Source organism: Gloeotrichia echinulata CP02 (assembly GCA_038087035.1).
GTDB lineage: Bacteria > Cyanobacteriota > Cyanobacteriia > Cyanobacteriales > Nostocaceae > Gloeotrichia > Gloeotrichia echinulata.
Map to the genome: position 1 here is coordinate 4,561,488 of CP051187.1, position 15,579 is coordinate 4,577,066.

The 15,579-nt window shown below is 44.7% G+C and carries 14 protein-coding genes; 7 read left to right on the forward strand and 7 right to left on the reverse strand.

What is annotated here, in order from left to right; all coding sequences use genetic code 11:
• Nucleotides 1-58: 58 nt before the first annotated feature.
• The 6 genes from guaA to HEQ19_20025 all read right to left on the reverse strand — a co-directional run bounded on the left by guaA (nucleotide 59) and on the right by HEQ19_20025 (nucleotide 5,958).
• Entirely contained in the window at nucleotides 59-1,681 is a 1,623-nt protein-coding gene (guaA, locus tag HEQ19_20000) for a glutamine-hydrolyzing GMP synthase (GenBank protein WYM01438.1), read from the reverse strand.
• A 222-nt stretch (nucleotides 1,682-1,903) separates the two neighbouring features.
• A complete protein-coding gene (gene cbiD / locus HEQ19_20005) occupies nucleotides 1,904-3,019 on the reverse strand; it encodes a cobalt-precorrin-5B (C(1))-methyltransferase CbiD (GenBank protein ID WYM01439.1) in 1,116 nt (371 codons plus the stop codon).
• Nucleotides 3,020-3,117: 98 nt separating this feature from the next.
• Nucleotides 3,118-3,414, reverse strand: coding sequence for a hypothetical protein (locus HEQ19_20010; protein WYM01440.1), 297 nt, complete (start codon nucleotides 3,412-3,414; stop codon nucleotides 3,118-3,120).
• A 240-nt stretch (nucleotides 3,415-3,654) separates the two neighbouring features.
• The gene (locus HEQ19_20015; protein WYM01441.1) at nucleotides 3,655-4,740 is read right to left on the reverse strand and encodes an RNA-guided endonuclease TnpB family protein; all 1,086 of its coding nucleotides are present in this window, start codon (nucleotides 4,738-4,740) and stop codon (nucleotides 3,655-3,657) included.
• Nucleotides 4,741-4,900: 160 nt separating this feature from the next.
• Complete coding sequence (locus HEQ19_20020; GenBank protein WYM03516.2) at nucleotides 4,901-5,530, reverse strand: DUF3177 family protein; 630 nt, start codon at nucleotides 5,528-5,530, stop codon at nucleotides 4,901-4,903.
• Between the two features lie 182 nt (nucleotides 5,531-5,712).
• Nucleotides 5,713-5,958: a Calvin cycle protein CP12 gene (locus HEQ19_20025; GenBank protein ID WYM01442.1), complete on the reverse strand. Its 246-nt coding sequence runs from the start codon at nucleotides 5,956-5,958 to the stop codon at nucleotides 5,713-5,715.
• Between the two features lie 510 nt (nucleotides 5,959-6,468).
• On the opposite strand from HEQ19_20025, the gene HEQ19_20030 reads away from it, so the two are divergent.
• From HEQ19_20030 to HEQ19_20050, 5 genes are all read left to right on the forward strand, one after another.
• Nucleotides 6,469-7,701, forward strand: a complete 1,233-nt coding sequence (locus tag HEQ19_20030; GenBank protein WYM01443.1) for an FIST N-terminal domain-containing protein — start codon at nucleotides 6,469-6,471, stop codon at nucleotides 7,699-7,701.
• Between the two features lie 340 nt (nucleotides 7,702-8,041).
• Nucleotides 8,042-8,176 (forward strand): aldo/keto reductase, encoded by a 135-nt coding sequence (locus tag HEQ19_31200; protein ID WZI66968.1) that lies wholly within the window; start codon nucleotides 8,042-8,044, stop codon nucleotides 8,174-8,176.
• Nucleotides 8,177-8,232: 56 nt separating this feature from the next.
• Complete coding sequence (locus tag HEQ19_20040; GenBank protein ID WYM01444.1) at nucleotides 8,233-10,092, forward strand: ABC transporter ATP-binding protein; 1,860 nt, start codon at nucleotides 8,233-8,235, stop codon at nucleotides 10,090-10,092.
• 23 nt (nucleotides 10,093-10,115) lie between these two features.
• On the forward strand, nucleotides 10,116-11,753 hold the full coding sequence (locus HEQ19_20045; protein WYM03517.2) for an FAD-binding protein: 1,638 nt from the start codon (nucleotides 10,116-10,118) through the stop codon (nucleotides 11,751-11,753).
• Between the two features lie 19 nt (nucleotides 11,754-11,772).
• Nucleotides 11,773-12,114 (forward strand): ferredoxin family protein, encoded by a 342-nt coding sequence (locus HEQ19_20050; protein WYM01445.1) that lies wholly within the window; start codon nucleotides 11,773-11,775, stop codon nucleotides 12,112-12,114.
• Nucleotides 12,115-12,392: 278 nt separating this feature from the next.
• Here the strand turns inward: HEQ19_20050 and glyA are convergent, their stop codons facing one another.
• A complete protein-coding gene (gene glyA / locus HEQ19_20055; GenBank protein ID WYM01446.1) occupies nucleotides 12,393-13,676 on the reverse strand; it encodes a serine hydroxymethyltransferase in 1,284 nt (427 codons plus the stop codon).
• A gap of 453 nt (nucleotides 13,677-14,129) precedes the next feature.
• Between glyA and HEQ19_20060 the strand changes: the two genes are divergently transcribed.
• Nucleotides 14,130-15,308: a transposase gene (locus HEQ19_20060; protein ID WYM01447.1), complete on the forward strand. Its 1,179-nt coding sequence runs from the start codon at nucleotides 14,130-14,132 to the stop codon at nucleotides 15,306-15,308.
• A gap of 60 nt (nucleotides 15,309-15,368) precedes the next feature.
• Nucleotides 15,369-15,557 (forward strand): hypothetical protein, encoded by a 189-nt coding sequence (locus HEQ19_20065; protein WYM01448.1) that lies wholly within the window; start codon nucleotides 15,369-15,371, stop codon nucleotides 15,555-15,557.
• The last annotated feature ends 22 nt before the right edge of the window (nucleotides 15,558-15,579 follow it).

Consider the following 15,579-nt stretch of genomic DNA (forward strand, 5'->3'; position numbering starts at 1 on the left):
CCTAACTCCTAACTCCTAACTCCTAACTCCTAACTCCTAACTCCTAACTCCTTACTCCTTACTCCCATTCTATGGTTCCAGGCGGCTTGGAGGTGATGTCATACACCACTCGATTCACACCTTTGACTTCATTGACAATGCGGTTGGAAATCACTTCCAAAACCTCATAAGGAACTTTCGCCCAATCAGCGGTCATCCCATCTTCACTAGTGACAATCCGTAATACAATAGGGTGGGCGTATGTGCGCTGATCACCCATGACGCCAACACTGCGAATTGGGAGTAAGACAGCAAAAGCCTGCCAAACATCGTGATACAAGCCACGTTGGTTGATTTCTTGGCGGACAATCAAATCAGCATCGCGCAAAATGTTCAACCGTTCGGCGGTGACTTCGCCTAGGATGCGAATCGCCAAACCAGGACCGGGGAAGGGTTGACGTTGGACAATTTCTTCTGGTAAACCAATGGAACGCCCAACTTTGCGGACTTCATCTTTAAATAATTTCCGCAGTGGTTCTACTAGTTTAAATCGCAGGTCTTTGGGTAAGCCACCTACATTATGATGGCTCTTGATTTTCACTGCTACCCGTTCACCAGTTTGGGGATCAACGTTGGTATCAGCAGATTCGATCACATCTGGATATAAGGTACCTTGAGCTAGATAATCAAAATGTCCGAGGTGTTTGGATGTTTCTTCAAATACATTGATGAATTCATGTCCAATCCGACGGCGTTTTTCTTCAGGATCGGTAACACCAGCAACTTTAGCTAAGAAGCGCTCGCGGGCGTTAACATACTCTACGGGAATATGAAATTGCTCATGGAAAAGCTTGACTAACCGCTCTGGCTCATACTTTCGCATAAAGCCTTGATCGATAAATACACAAGTCAACTGATCACCAATGGCTTTATACAACAAAAAGGCGAGGGTGGAAGAATCTACACCCCCAGACAGCGCCAATAGCACCCGCTTTTCACCGACTCTGGCGCGAATTTCGCGAATTGATTCTTCGACAAAAGCCGCCGTTGTCCAGGTGGGTTCGCACTCACAAATTTTGTAGACAAAATTACGGATTAATGCTATGCCGCCAACGGAATGCACCACTTCTGGATGGAACTGCACACCGTAAAGTTTCTTCACATGGTTGGCAATGGCAGCACATGGTGTATTCTCTGTATGGGCAAGTAATTCAAATCCTGGTGGCATTTGAGTTACGGAGTCTCCATGACTCATCCACATCGTCGTCCCATCTTCGACATTAGTCAACAAATCAGTGGGATCATCTATATATAATGATGCTTTGCCATATTCACCTCGGTCAGCCTTGGCGACTTCTCCACCAAGTTTACTCGCCATTAGCTGCATACCGTAGCACACACCTAAAATGGGAATTCCCAAATTCCAGATTTCTGGGTCACAATGGGGAGCGCGATCGCCATAAACTGAACTCGGTCCACCGGAAAGAATGATCCCTTTAGGATTTAGTTGCCGTAACTGGGAAGCTGGAGTACGATAGGACAGGACTTCAGAGTATACTTGGGTCTCGCGGATGCGACGGGCAATCAATTCCGAATATTGAGAGCCGAAGTCCAGAATCACAATCATTTGGCGATTGAGTCCACCCCAATTTTCTGATGCTTGAGGAGCTTGTTCTGTCAGTAGAGTCACCGCTTTATTCATGATCAGGAAGTGTGTCTGTAAGGATAAATCGTCGTTGGTCTAACTGCTACCATTATTTTTGGCTAGTCAGGTTCGCAATGGTAAACGAATCCTTGACAAACGCGATATGTGGCGCGTTTGTTTAGCCTGTGAACTTGGCATGGTATAAGAAGAAAAAACTTACCCTAGTGTTCTTACTAAAAAGAATCTTATTTTTGAGTATTTATGATGATTCATAATAAGTTAACATAATTTTCCGGATAAGATACAAGCAGTTTTGCTCTTTATGATAATTTTGCGATCGCGGTCAAAGAGGATAGAACCACAAACTGTAGCTGCTGTGCCGCGTTGGCTATGATTTTGGATGTATTCACAAGAACGGGAATCAATATTTTCAGCGATCGCACTATAAACTTGATTTACCCAATTGCTACCAGTCGCCCCATCGAGCGCTCGTAGGTGTCCCAGTGCTGCTTCAGCCGTGGGGCTGTTGAAAACCGCTTGTATATCTGATGACTGTAACCCAGCTAGGGCACACTGCGCCGCCAAAATTTCCCGGCGCCCATCAGCTAAGTGATGGTGGGTATGAAAAATCCCCCCCGCCAATTTCATCAACTTACCGTGATAGCCAAACAATAAAATTTCTTGCACCCCTAGGACATCAGCCTCAACTAACATTGGTCCTAGCCAGTTAGCAGTTTTCACCAATCGCTCAGGATTAATACCTATTTTTCGCGCTAAATCCAAGCCGTTTTCGCCAATACAGAAGACCAAAGTATCAAAACGATGAGCTTTTTGTTGCAATTCATTGCGGAAAGCCGTTAACTGATCAGGGGTGCTTAAAGGTTGAGAAATCCCCGTTGTCCCCAACAGCGACAGACCGTCAACCACACCAAATGCAGCATTAGAAGTGCGAACAGCGAGCGATCGCCCTTGGGGTAAAATAATCGTCACCGTGATTTTTTCCGTCGGTGTCAAAATCCGCTGCAAATTCTCGCGCAACAGCCTTTGAGCATAAGCATAAATAGCCGGTACATCACCAGCATTCATCTGTCTACCAATCCCCTCTCCCCCCTGAATAATTACTCTCTCCCCCTCCCCCCCTCTCCATTCCACCATTGCCCAAATTGGTGTATTTCTAGTCAAGTCAAGATTATCACCCGGATCACTACGCGTAATTGCCAACGCTATACTTTGAGATAATCCTGCGACCTGTTCAATCGGTATTTCTACTATTTCGGCTGGTTCAAGCAAATCCAGCGACACTGCTGTTAGCGCTTGACGATAGCGTAACCAGTGTAACGCAGCCACAGCAGCCGCACAGGCAAAAACAGGGAGAGTGTATCCAGAACGGGACATTACTCCTAACTCCTCTATATTCCTACTTCTTCAGATAGTAGAGTTTGCATAGCCTCCCAGAAATATACGTAGGGTGGGCAATGCCCACCCTACAGATACTATATTCCTACTTCAGATAATAAAGTTTGCATAGCCTCCCAGGATAGTCCTTGTTGGATATAACGAGGCGCTTCAGGATTATAAGGACTTTTTATTCGGTCAATACTGAGAATCTTTGCCCCATCTGGTAGCACGGGTACATCGGGATCAAACGCCGTCGGGCGCATCAACGAACTGGAAAAACCTTTGAAAATAGCAATTTTCTCTTCCTCGTTGTCGATTTCCACCGTTAGCAGTAAAACTTCTTGTGGACGTTTGGCGGTATATTGTTCCAGTCTCTTGCCAATGGAATCCATTGTTTATTATTTGTCAATTGTCAGTTGTCGATTGTCAGTTGTCAATTGTCAGTTGTCAGTTGTCAATTGTCAGTTGTGATTAGTGTTTAATTGAAGTCGGCGGTTTATCCATTCCGTTACATAAGACCTATTCATAACTACTCACAAATAGACAAATCTACTCATGTTATGTAGTTTGATGCTTACTTCCTGCTTTATTCTGGCAACGTCGGCGTTAACCAGTCCACAGGCTAAAACTGTCTAACTGACAGCTTGACTCAAATTAATTGCTGCGTTTAAATCTCGGTCAATCATCAAGCCGCAGTTACCGCATTCAAACACTCGCTCATTCAAGGTGAGTGTTTCTTTTTTGGTTCCACAATGAGAGCAGATTTTGCTGGATGGGAACCATCGGTCAACCACTACAAGCTTTGAACCATATAACTCACACTTGTAGGTCAATTGACGGCGAAACTCATAAAATCCCATATCCGCAATAGATTTAGCTAGCTTATGGTTAGCCATCATACCGGACACATTGAGGTCTTCAATCACTACTATGCCGTGGTTCTTAGCAAGTAATGTTGTGAGTTTGTGCAATGTATCTTTTCTGATGTTGGCAATCTTTCTATGCAGTCTAGCAATCTTTATCTGTGCTTTCTTCCAGTTAGCTGAACCGATGACTTTATGACGATTCAACCATTGCATTCTTGACAGCTTGACTTCATATTTCTTGTAGGATTTGCCTCCTAAAAAAACTTCACCAGTGGAGAGTATAGCCAGTTCCTTAACACCAAGGTCAACGCCGACAATACTCCTGTTGCCTAAATCCTGTTGTTCTACATCGAATCTGAAACTGATAAACCATCTGTCGGCTTGACGAGATATTGTACAAGATTTAGTTAATACTTGTGGTAGGCGCTCATAGGTCTTGAGGACGCCAATCACAGGTACTTGAATTTTGTTACTACCGATAATTTTGACCGTACCTTCTAACGTGAAAGAATCACGTTTACCTTTCTTTTTGAACTTTGGCACACCAGCAGTCTTGTGAAAGCAACGCTTCCAAGCTTCGCGTAAAGCCATCAATGCTTGCTGTGGAGTGCTTTTAGAACATTCGTAATACCATTCATTTTCAGATTTTACCAATGCTACTAACCATTTATGCAAGTCAATTGCCGTCGGAAATTTGATTTTAGACTCAGGATTCGCTTTGTTGTGGTCAAGTATCTGTTTAGTTAAAGCCAATCCCCAATTCCAAGCATGACGTGCTACTCCACAATGTTTTCTCAATGCTGTGCGTTGTTGGTTATTCAACTTCAACTCAGTTTGGAAACCAACCAGCATTAAACCACCTCCTAATTACCAGCTTTTCAATTACTTAATTGCATCAGTGTATCTTGTTGACCAACTCATTGCAGCTCCAAGCGAAAATGAGTAGCAATGAGTAGAGGTGAGCAGAAATTAAGTTACACTTACTAACCCTTGTGGATGGAGTTTTGATCACTCAAGACTGTGTGGCTGAACGTCCCTGCTTGGCAAGCTTGATGAGGACAAAGTAACTTAAATAAAGGACGTAAATTATTAAACCACTTATTCCCAGAAAGCCCAGGAAGCCAGGTTTACTATTCGCATGGAAATATTCTCTAAAGAGTAACGGGGCTTCAAACCAGACGCTACAGTAAGAAGATTGGGCGGGATCGGAAAAAGCACAACCTAAAAAAGGTATAAAGGCAATAGTGCCCAAAATACAATAAACACTCATAGCCCAGCGCCAAGAGGTAAAAACCAGTTTCAACGAACCGCTAGCCTGATACTCAATTTCATCATTGAGATCCACCCAAAACCACAGCGAAACGGGAATTAGTATTTGTGCCATCAATCCTGAGATAAAACTGACCCCAAACCCACCAATCATGAGATAAATTGTGATTGCCAGCAAACTGGATACTTTCCAGTAAATTATCAACAAGCGTTGTATGGCTTCAGTTTTTTGTACATAAGCCCAAATCAACAGAATTAGGGGAATAATTACGGCAAATAATACCGCCAGTCGGTAGTCAATCCAGACATAGGGGCGAAACCAAATATTTTCTGGCTGTATCGCTTCCTGTATGGTTCCTAACATTAAATCCATGATTTTTTTAACCTATTGTCCTTATGCAGAGAAGCCGCCCAACGCAGTGGTTTGGCTAAACGAGTAAACCTCGCTTTTAGCTTACTTTACGCAGGCGGACTTGGTTTGTTTATCCGTGACTTCTAGTCGTTTGGACAAGGTGCTTGCCCGTCAGAAGAGTAGAAAATTTGTTAACTTAATTTCTAGTCTTCGTAAAGCCGACATTCAACTGCTTCTGGGTTGTCATCACAGTATTGCTCTAGGGAGTTTTTTGGTTTGCTTTGGCGCTGATGGGAGGCTTCAGCTTGCAGTTCTTCAACTGCATCCCAAGCCGCAGCACATTCAGCAGATGTACTACCTGCTACATCACAGACAGTACGAGCTTGTTCAACTTCTTCTTGGATTTTTTCTTGGATGTCGTCTGTGGCTTTTGTTTGGATGTTGGTCATAGCTTTAATCTCGTTGTGTGGTGTTAATACCCGTATAGAAATTTTGCAAAAATGGCAGTTTTTTTGTTCTATCGCTCACCATTCTAACCACCTAGCAGTTAAGTTAGTGTTTTAGACTGGTAATCTATAACTAATACAACGAATTAGGGTATCTAGACTGTATTTATATTTATCTTTTAAGATTTCCTAGAGTCAGTATGCGAAAAGTACAATCATACAATATATTTAGTGCATCTAATGGAGAATGACAACCTTAGCTTCTGGGATGAGAAAGCGCACCGAGGAGGTCTAAAAATCTGGAAAAATATGCAAAGGATCGCTAAATCGTGCCTGGACATCCAGTGGCTACGCGCTCCCATGCTCCCGTTGAAACGTCAAGTAATGTCTGGTTTTGTCCAGAATTTTATTTAGCAGATTAAGATATCTGTTGTCAAGACTTCTAGAGTGCAATTCTTCCGCAGATCAAAAATCAAAAACTACTAGCCTCACAACAGAAAGAGCCGAAAACTCATGGCAGACCAAATGCAGTGGGCAAACGCCCTATCAACCCGTCCTTCTTTGGAAGCAGCTGTTACAGATGTTGTAGAACAGGCTGTCTCATTGTTAACAGCACCTGCGGATTTAGGGCTGGTATTCATTTCTTCTGCTTTTGCAAGTGAGTATTCCCGACTATTACCCTTGTTGGCCGAGAAACTATCAGTACGTGTGCTGATTGGATGTAGTGGTGGTGGTGTGATTGGCACAACGGCTAATGGAGAAATCCAAGAGTTGGAAGCAGAAGCAGCTATCAGTTTGACTTTGGCACATCTTCCAGGGGTGGATTTGCAAGTATTTCATGTTGTGTCCGAAGAATTACCTGACTTGGATAGTTCACCAGATGCTTGGATTGATTTGATCGGTGTACCACCATCACCAACACCCCAGTTTATCTTGCTGTGCGGTTCATTTTCATCGGGAATCAGTGATTTATTGCAGGGTCTGGATTTTGCTTATCCTGGGTCAGTAACGGTGGGGGGACAGGCTAGTGCAGGGGGGATGAGTGGTCGTATTGCCCTATTTTGTAACGATCCCTGCGGCGGGAAGCGCCAACGCTTGTATCGTGAGGGAACCCTAGGCTTGGCTTTGAGTGGCAATATTGCTGTAGAAACAATTGTCTCCCAAGGATGCCGACGAATTGGTAAACCATTGCAAGTCACAAAATCTGAACGTAATATCATCCTAGAACTGGATGAACAAGTGCCTCTAATGGTTTTGCGAGAATTGATTTCTAATCTGAGCGAAAAAGAGCGGATGTTGGCACAGCATTCATTGTTTGTCGGTCTGGCAATGGATGTATTTAAGCTGACTTTGCAGCAGGGAGACTTTTTAATTCGTAGCATACTTGGGGTAGATCCATCAGCCGGGGCGATCGCCATTGGCGATCGCGTCCGTCCCGGTCAACGGCTGCAATTCCACCTCCGCGATGCTGAAGCCTCCGCCGAAGACCTGGAATTATTGCTACAACGGTATCAAAACCAACGAACCTCCCAAACCTCTGCTGTTGCTGCGTTGATGTTTTCCTGTGTCGGTCGTGGCGAAGGACTTTACGGCCAAAGCAATTTTGATTCTGACCTATTTAGACGCTACCTCAAGGATATCCCTGTAGGCGGCTTTTTCTGTAACGGCGAAATCGGTCCTATTGCTGGTAGTACCTTCCTCCACGGTTATACCTCAGTATTTGGCATTTATCGAGCAATCTCCTAGTCAAGTATTTGCCGGACTTACACCGACATTTCTTTAGAAACCGGACAGGTTATTGAGTCAGCAGAGGCTTTGAGGAATGAAGGTGGTATTATCCTCGCCTCAAAATAGATGCGGTTTGAGACTAACAAACACTTAGCAATACTTAATGTTTGATAACCTAATTATTAGGTTACAATAGTTTTACTGACAGGCAAACACAATCTCGCTCAAGGTCCAGCGGCTGGAACTCATTTTACTTTGGGTACTACCGCCTAACGTTATCAAGAACGTTATTGGCACGAGCGCCAGTTTATTTAATACCGTTGAGGAATTACGTACAGTTGCAGATGCTGCTCGATGGTTGCTTGCTACTCTCGCAGTCGCTTGGGTGCTAGCCAATCCGGTTATTACTGCTCCTATTATTGGCGTTAGCCGTCCAGAACAATTGGCTGATAGCTTAAAGGCGGTAGAAATAAAACTTGATGATAATTTGTAACAAAAACTTAATGATATTACTGCTGAATATCGCAAGGGAGATTCTGGAAGCTAGCAATGGTTAATTCAGAGACATATACTAAAAACAAAAAATCTCTTTTATCTCAAACATTTTCCAGGGCTGCTGAAGCGCCAGCGCTACCTACAACGCCCTTTGGGTTTATTTGCTATTTCGTCAAATATTACCGTTGGTGGTATGTAGTAATAGTCATTCTGGAGGCAATACACGCGACATGCGGCATCATGTTGCCCTATGCGATTGGTGAGATTATTCGCAGTGTGACAAAATCGACGGGTGATAGCAAGTACATTTTTGATGCCGTGAGGCAACCCCTTATGCTCTTCGCCGCATTGAGTGTGGGGGAAGTCGTATTCGGACGGTCATCTGGATTCTTGCAAACTGTCCGCCATCCAATCCACCGACAGCACATTGTCCGCTCGCTGTATGCCTACTTACAACAGCATTCCCACCGCTACCTAAGCAGCAGTTTTGCCGGGGCATTGGCACACCGCATCAGCGAAACTTCTTTGGGTGTAACCCAGACGATGCAAATGCTGATTACTGAATTAATGCCCGTGATTATAGTACATGTCGTCTCCACGGTGTTACTGTATCGCGCCTATCCTCCACTGGCTGCATTTGTGGGCGGGTGGGCAGTTCTCTTTGTGAGTATTTCCTTCTGGCTAGCGACACGCTGCCGAATTTACGCTCGCAGAGCCGCCAGCAAGAGAAGTGAAACTACGGGCATGATTGTAGATTCTGTTACCAATCTTACCAGTAGCCGACTATTCGCACGTCTAGGTTTTGAACGACGCTATTTAAATGAGCAATTAAAGCGCGAACTCGTAGAGGTGAGAAAGTCAAACTGGTATTCAGAACGCATCCGCTGGTTTCAGTTTATCTCATCGGCAATTTTGAAAATTGGTACTTTGTATTATTCGCTCTCCCTTTGGAGTCAGGGAAAGATTGCTGCTGCTGATTTTGTAGTAGCAACCAGTTTGTCGCTGTTGATCATCAGTGAAGCCCGCAATTTAAGTAAAAGGTTTCTAGAAATTTTTGAACATATTGGTAACATCAGTCATGGAGTTTCCACCATTATTCAACCCCACGAAATCATCGACCGCGAAAATGCCATCTCTCACTCCATCACTCAGGGACGCATTGAGTTTCGGAGAGTCAATTTCAGCTACTCAAATGAGAAGCAAGTATTTAACAACCTCTCTGTTGTAATTCAAGCAGGACAACGTGTGGGACTGGTGGGATTTTCTGGCTCTGGAAAATCCAGCTTTGTGAATTTGATTTTGCGTCTTTTCGACCCTCAATCTGGGAAAATTCTCATTGATGGGGTTGATATTAGGGATATGACCCAGGAAGCCCTCCACTCGCAAATTAGTTTGATTCCCCAAGACCCATCTTTGTTCCATCGAACATTATTAGAAAATGTTCGTTACGGTCGATTAGAAGCAACGGATGAGGAAGTAATTGAGGCATCGCGTAAAGCTTACGCTCACGATTTTATCTCCCGGATTGAAGAAGGCTACGATTCCCTGGTGGGCGAACGCGGTGTCAAACTTTCTGGAGGACAAAGACAGCGCATTGCCATTGCTAGGGTCATCCTCAAAGATGCGCCAATCCTGATCTTAGATGAAGCAACTTCCAGCCTCGATTCAATCACTGAAAAAGCGATTCAAGATACTCTCGATTTAGCAATGCAAGGGAAAACAGTTATCGTAGTAGCTCATCGCTTATCCACTATTTCCCACCTAGATCGTATTTTAGTGTTTGATAACGGTCGCATTGTCGAAGATGGAACCCATCAGGAATTACTCACAAAACATGGTGCCTACTATAAGTTATGGAAAATGCAGGCTGGGGGATTTTTGCCTGTAGAAGCTACTAGTAATGGCAAAGTATAAAAATAAAAAGGGAGGCGAAAAAATTGCTAACAGCTGATAGCCACAATGAACTAGAATTAATCGCTGACGTATTAGTTATTGGTGGTGGACCAGCCGCCGCCTGGGCAGCATCAGCAGCTGCATCTCAAGGAGCTAAAGTCATCATTGCTGATAAAGGTTTTCTGGGTACGAGCGGTGCAGCAGCAGCTAGTGGCAATGGCATTATGGCTCCTTCCCCCGAAAACTGGGAAAAAGTTTTATCGGAGCGCTACCGCGTGGGGAAAAATTTAGCTAATTTACGTTGGATAGAGCGAGTTATCGAAAAAACTTGGCTCAGTTTGCCCCTTGTGGAAGATTGGGGCTATCGTTTCCCCAAAGAAAATGGGGAATCGGTGCGCCAAAGTTATTATGTCCCTGAATATATGCGGGTACTTCGCAAACACCTTTTGCGTGTTGGCGTCCAGATTCTCGACCAAAGTCCTGCTCTAGAGCTTTTATTGGCTGACGATGGCTCGGTAGCGGGTGCAAGAGGAGTGCAACGGCAACATCATCGTGCCTATACTGTTCGTGCTGGTGCAGTAGTCTTGGCGAATGGCGGTTGCGCGTTCTTAAGTAAAGCTCTCGGTTGTAATACCAATACGGGCGATGGACTGCTGATGGCTGTGGAAGCTGGTGGCGAGCTCTCCAGCATGGAAGCGTCCAATCACTATGCTATCTCGACCGCTTTTAATGCTACAGTGACGCGGGGCGTTCCCTTTGGCTGGGCGAGTTACACTGATGAAGCAGGCAATGACCTTGGTGGCTATATCGACGGTCGTCGCGACCCATCTTTCCTTCCCAATGCGCTCCTGAAAGGCCCTGTTTATGCCCGTTTAGATAGAGCTACGCCTGAAGTCAAGGCTGTGATTGAAAAGTCTCATTTCATTGCTTTTCTACCTTACAAAAAAGCGGGCATTGACCCCTATACCGAACGGGTGCCTGTAACGCTGGTATTGGAAGGCACAGTTCGTGGCACGGGTGGAATTCGGATTATCAACGATAGTTGTGGTACAAAAGTTCCCGGACTATATGCTGCTGGGGATGCCGCATCGCGGGAGTTTTTAGCTGGTTTAGCTTCTGGGGGTGGCGGTCCCAATGCCGCTTGGGCAATTTCCACGGGACAATGGGCAGGAGTTGGTGCGGCGACTTTTGCTAAGAGCCTGGGCACACGCTCCCATGAACGAACTGTGCGTCCAGCTGGTCAAGTTGGGTTGAGAATGCAGTCCTCAACTCCAGAAACATTCGATAGCTCGGAAATTGTGCGCGGCGTCCAAGCAGAGATGTTCCCGTTGGAAAAAAATCACTTCCGCTCCGAGTCGGGACTTTTGGAGTCGTTGGCTAAATTAGAAGTGCTGTGGCAGCAGGTGCAAGCAAATCCAAAACAGGATACAGTGCGCGATGTCGAACATTCTCGCCGAGCTGCTGCTCTGACGGCTGTAGCCCGATGGGCGTATTTTAGCGCGTTACATCGCACGGAAACGCGCAGCGAACATATTCGCGTGGACTACCCGGAAACAGACCCAAATCAGCGTTACTACCAAGCTACAGGTGGCTTGGATCAGCTATGGGTAAGACGCGATTGGATTACGGATGCCGTTGCGACACAGGCAGTATCAAATACTCAAACAACAGCCTCAGTGTAAAAATTATATTAGGAGCAATATGATTGAGCTTGTCAGCCATAGCCTCTGTATAAACTGTAATGTTTGCGTCCAAGTATGTCCGACTAATGTCTTTGATGCAGTCCCCAATCAACCACCTGTAATTGCTCGACAGGATGATTGTCAAACTTGTTTTATGTGCGAGGCGTATTGTCCGGTAGATGCGCTCTATGTTGCACCCCAATCCCATACCGAGATTGAAGTTAATGAGGGTGATTTAATTGAAAGTGGGATTATGGGCGAATATCGTCGCACTTTGGGCTGGGGGTATGGTAGAAAAAATAATAGTGAATTAGATACTGCTCATAAATTACGTCAGCTACCGCGCCCTGATCAAAGTTAATTTGGTGGTTAGATGGGACTACTATAGCAGGGGACTGGGGACTGGGGACTGGGGACTGGGGACTGGGTTACAAGTCTGATTGTGTCTAGGTTTTATCATCAGTTAATGTCCTAAGCACTTTGGCGGTTGCTATATTTGATTCCTGAACAAGATTTGGGAGTGAAATCAAAAATATTACAGCAATTTTCAGGCAATAATCACAGATATTCGTAGGGGCGCAAGGCCTTGCGCCCCTACAGATTGATCTATTTACCCGAAGTTGCTGTAACTGCTCTTTCTCAAACTATGGCTGGTACGGGAATCTCTAGATGAGAGTATAGGGGGAAGCGATCGCACAATGCTGCTACCCTGCGCCGACAATCAGCAGCCACCTCAGAGGAATTTGGAGATAGCAAGCGATCAGCTAGAATATTCCCAATTTCGCTAAATTCTGCCACTCCCAGTCCTCGTGTAGTCATGGCTGGAGAACCTATCCTCAAACCACTGGTCACAAATGGCGACTGGGGATCAAAGGGGATCGTATTTTTGTTAGCGGTAATATTTACACCACTCACCAGCTGATCGGCTTGCTTACCAGTCAGTCCCACAGACCGTAAATCCACTAGCATTAAATGATTGTCAGTGCTATTTGATACTAGCTTTAATCCCCGATTTTGCAGTTGAGTTGCTAAGGAACGGGCATTTTCAATTACTTGGGCAGAATAATCTGTAAATTCAGGCTTGAGAGCTTCGCCAAAAGCTACTGCTTTCCCAGCAATGACGTGTTCCAATGGTCCGCCTTGACTACCGGGAAATACTGATTTATCGAGCTTCTTACCCAGTTCTGCGTCGCCGGTCAAAATTAAACCACCACGTGGTCCACGCAGGGTTTTATGGGTAGTTGTTGTGACAACATGACAATGAGGAATGGGGTCTGGGTGCAAACCACTGGCGACTAAACCAGCGATGTGGGCAATATCTGCTAACAAGTAAGCACCGACTTCATCAGCGATGCTGCGGAACTTGGCAAAGTCTATGATCCGGGGATAAGCCGAATAACCGCAAATCAGGAGCTTAGGACGCTCCCTTAGCGCCAGCTCCCGAATTTGGTCGTAGTCGAGTTGTTCTGTTTGTTGACTAACATTATAATGGCTAACTTGGAACCATTTACCCGACACATTCACCGGTGAACCGTGGGTGAGATGTCCGCCATGAGACAAATCCATCCCCATGATTTTGTCTCCTGGTTCTAGCAGCGTCAGGAAGACGGCAAAATTCGCCTGAGCGCCAGAATGGGGTTGAACGTTGGCATGAGCAGCACCAAACAGTTGTTTAGCACGGTCAATGGCTAACTGCTCTATTTTATCGATAAATTCACAACCGCCATAGTAGCGTTTACCTGGTAGCCCCTCGGCATATTTATTTGTGAGTACCGAACCTTGAGCCGCTAGGACAGCGGGTGAGGTAAAGTTTTCACTGGCAATCAACTCTAAGTGATCACGTTGACGCTGTAATTCGTCGTTAATCAACTCCGCGATCGCCGGATCACAGGAGTTAAGAAAGTCTTGGTTATTCCTAGTCACTTTAGCTATCCTTATAAAAATTGGCAAGATTGTGGATTCAGGCATTGTGGCCTGTTTCCGTAAGCTTCCACTGTTAAGATTATATATTTTAACTATTCACCGTAAGTCCCCCACTGAATTTTGTACTCAAAATCAGTGGCGGGATATAAGGTGGCGATTGACGAATTGACTGACATCCCTGATTGAACGTAGTTCAATCAGGGATGTTAGTCGTTGGCGTTGGCAAAGCCTCTCGTAGAGAAGCCTCAAGAAGAGATGAGGAATGAGCATTTTGCCTAAAAGAATCTATCCAGTCCTCAATCACAGCCGTGATACTCTTCTCTTTTGATGCTGCATAAATCTGCAAAGCATACATTCTTTTTGCACTAAGCCTCAAACTTAGTCTTTTTTCTTTCATATTGGGTGGTTAAACGCTACCCATTCATGTTAGCATACAGGCAAGGAGGGGAAAAAATGAAAACTTCGCACCAATACCGATTACGCCCCACAAAACAACAAGCTGTTCAATTTGATAGGTGGCTAGATATGCTACGCTGCCAGTACAACTATCTGTTGGCGGATCGGTTCCGTTGGTATGAAGAAAATCGATGTTCAATAAACTCCTGCTCTTTATTCGTTTGTTATCTACCAGATTTACGAAATAACCCTACATACAATAGTCAACAAGACTCTTTACCACAACTAAAGAAAGACCGCCCCTGGTACAAAGAGCTTCACTCTCAGGTGTTGCAAAATGCAGCTAAACGAGTAGAGTTAGCCTTAGATAGATTTCTTAGTGGTGACTGTAATGGCAAACGGAGTGGAAGACCAAGATTCAAAGGGGCGAATCAATACAAAACTTTTACTTATGCAAAAGTCAAAAGTGATTGTATTGAGAATGGTTTTATAACCCTGCCTAAGTTTGGAAAAGTAAGGTTGGTACAACATCGTACTATCCCTGACGGTTTCAAAATAAAAACGTGTTCTATTACTAAAAAATCTGATGGTTATTATGTAACTCTAAGCCTCGAAGATAATACTGTGCCTACAATTAAAACAGATTTAAATCCTGATTCAATAACAGGTATTGACGTTGGGCTAAAAGAATTCTTGACAACTTCCGATAATGAAGTTGTTGCCATTCCGCAGTATTATCGCAAGTCTCAAAAACGGTTGCGGGTTATTCAAAAACGAGTATCACGCCGCCAAAAAGGTAGTAAGCGCAGACAGAAAGCTGTCAAACAATTAGGAAGGCAACACAAAAAAGTTGCTGATAAACGCAAAGACTTTCATTTCAAAACCGCTAACAATCTGTTGAAAAAATATGATGTTGTAGCGGTTGAAGATTTGAACGTAAAAGGACTTGCACGAACACGACTAGCTAAGTCTGTACTAGATGCCGGATGGTCAAGCTTTCTGTCAATACTAAAAAACAAAGCTGCGAACGCTGGTTTATTAGTTGTCCCAGTCAAAGCATCAGGTACTAGTCAAGATTGTTCTAGCTGTGGTGTCGAGGTTCCCAAGAAACTGCATATCCGGTGGCACGACTGTCCTAATTGTGGGTGCAGTTTAGATCGCGATCACAACGCCGCGATAAATATAAGAAAAAGGGCGGAGGGTCATCCCGTTCTCAAAAAGCCAAGAGCCTCCTAAGCGTTAGCCGGATTGTCTTGGAAGCCCCCACTGAAACGGTACTCCGTTCAGTGGTGGGAGATGTCACTGGACGATCAAATTCTTGCCCCTAAGCAGGTTTGTCAGTCTTGTTTGCTAGCAGATCACAGCGGTCAACCCCGATGGAATCAAGGTCAACTGCGCTGCGCTCAACAAGTACGTAAACTCTCTGAACAGCAACCAGAGCAATATGAATGTATTATGGGTTTTCGTATCGCCCATATAGAATAATGTTGATTTACTAGCCAGACCG

What these genes read in the sequence shown, in the direction of transcription:
- guaA (WYM01438.1), bottom strand. Translation starts at nt 1,681, where the DNA reads ATGAATAAAGCGGTGACTCTACTGACAGAACAAGCTCCTCAAGCATCA.
- cbiD (WYM01439.1), bottom strand. Translation starts at nt 3,019, where the DNA reads ATGTCCCGTTCTGGATACACTCTCCCTGTTTTTGCCTGTGCGGCTGCT.
- HEQ19_20010 (WYM01440.1), bottom strand. Translation starts at nt 3,414, where the DNA reads ATGGATTCCATTGGCAAGAGACTGGAACAATATACCGCCAAACGTCCA.
- HEQ19_20015 (WYM01441.1), bottom strand. Translation starts at nt 4,740, where the DNA reads ATGCTGGTTGGTTTCCAAACTGAGTTGAAGTTGAATAACCAACAACGC.
- HEQ19_20020 (WYM03516.2), bottom strand. Translation starts at nt 5,530, where the DNA reads ATGGATTTAATGTTAGGAACCATACAGGAAGCGATACAGCCAGAAAAT.
- HEQ19_20025 (WYM01442.1), bottom strand. Translation starts at nt 5,958, where the DNA reads ATGACCAACATCCAAACAAAAGCCACAGACGACATCCAAGAAAAAATC.
- HEQ19_20030 (WYM01443.1), top strand. Translation starts at nt 6,469, where the DNA reads ATGGCAGACCAAATGCAGTGGGCAAACGCCCTATCAACCCGTCCTTCT.
- HEQ19_20040 (WYM01444.1), top strand. Translation starts at nt 8,233, where the DNA reads ATGGTTAATTCAGAGACATATACTAAAAACAAAAAATCTCTTTTATCT.
- HEQ19_20050 (WYM01445.1), top strand. Translation starts at nt 11,773, where the DNA reads ATGATTGAGCTTGTCAGCCATAGCCTCTGTATAAACTGTAATGTTTGC.
- HEQ19_20060 (WYM01447.1), top strand. Translation starts at nt 14,130, where the DNA reads ATGAAAACTTCGCACCAATACCGATTACGCCCCACAAAACAACAAGCT.
- HEQ19_20065 (WYM01448.1), top strand. Translation starts at nt 15,369, where the DNA reads ATGTCACTGGACGATCAAATTCTTGCCCCTAAGCAGGTTTGTCAGTCT.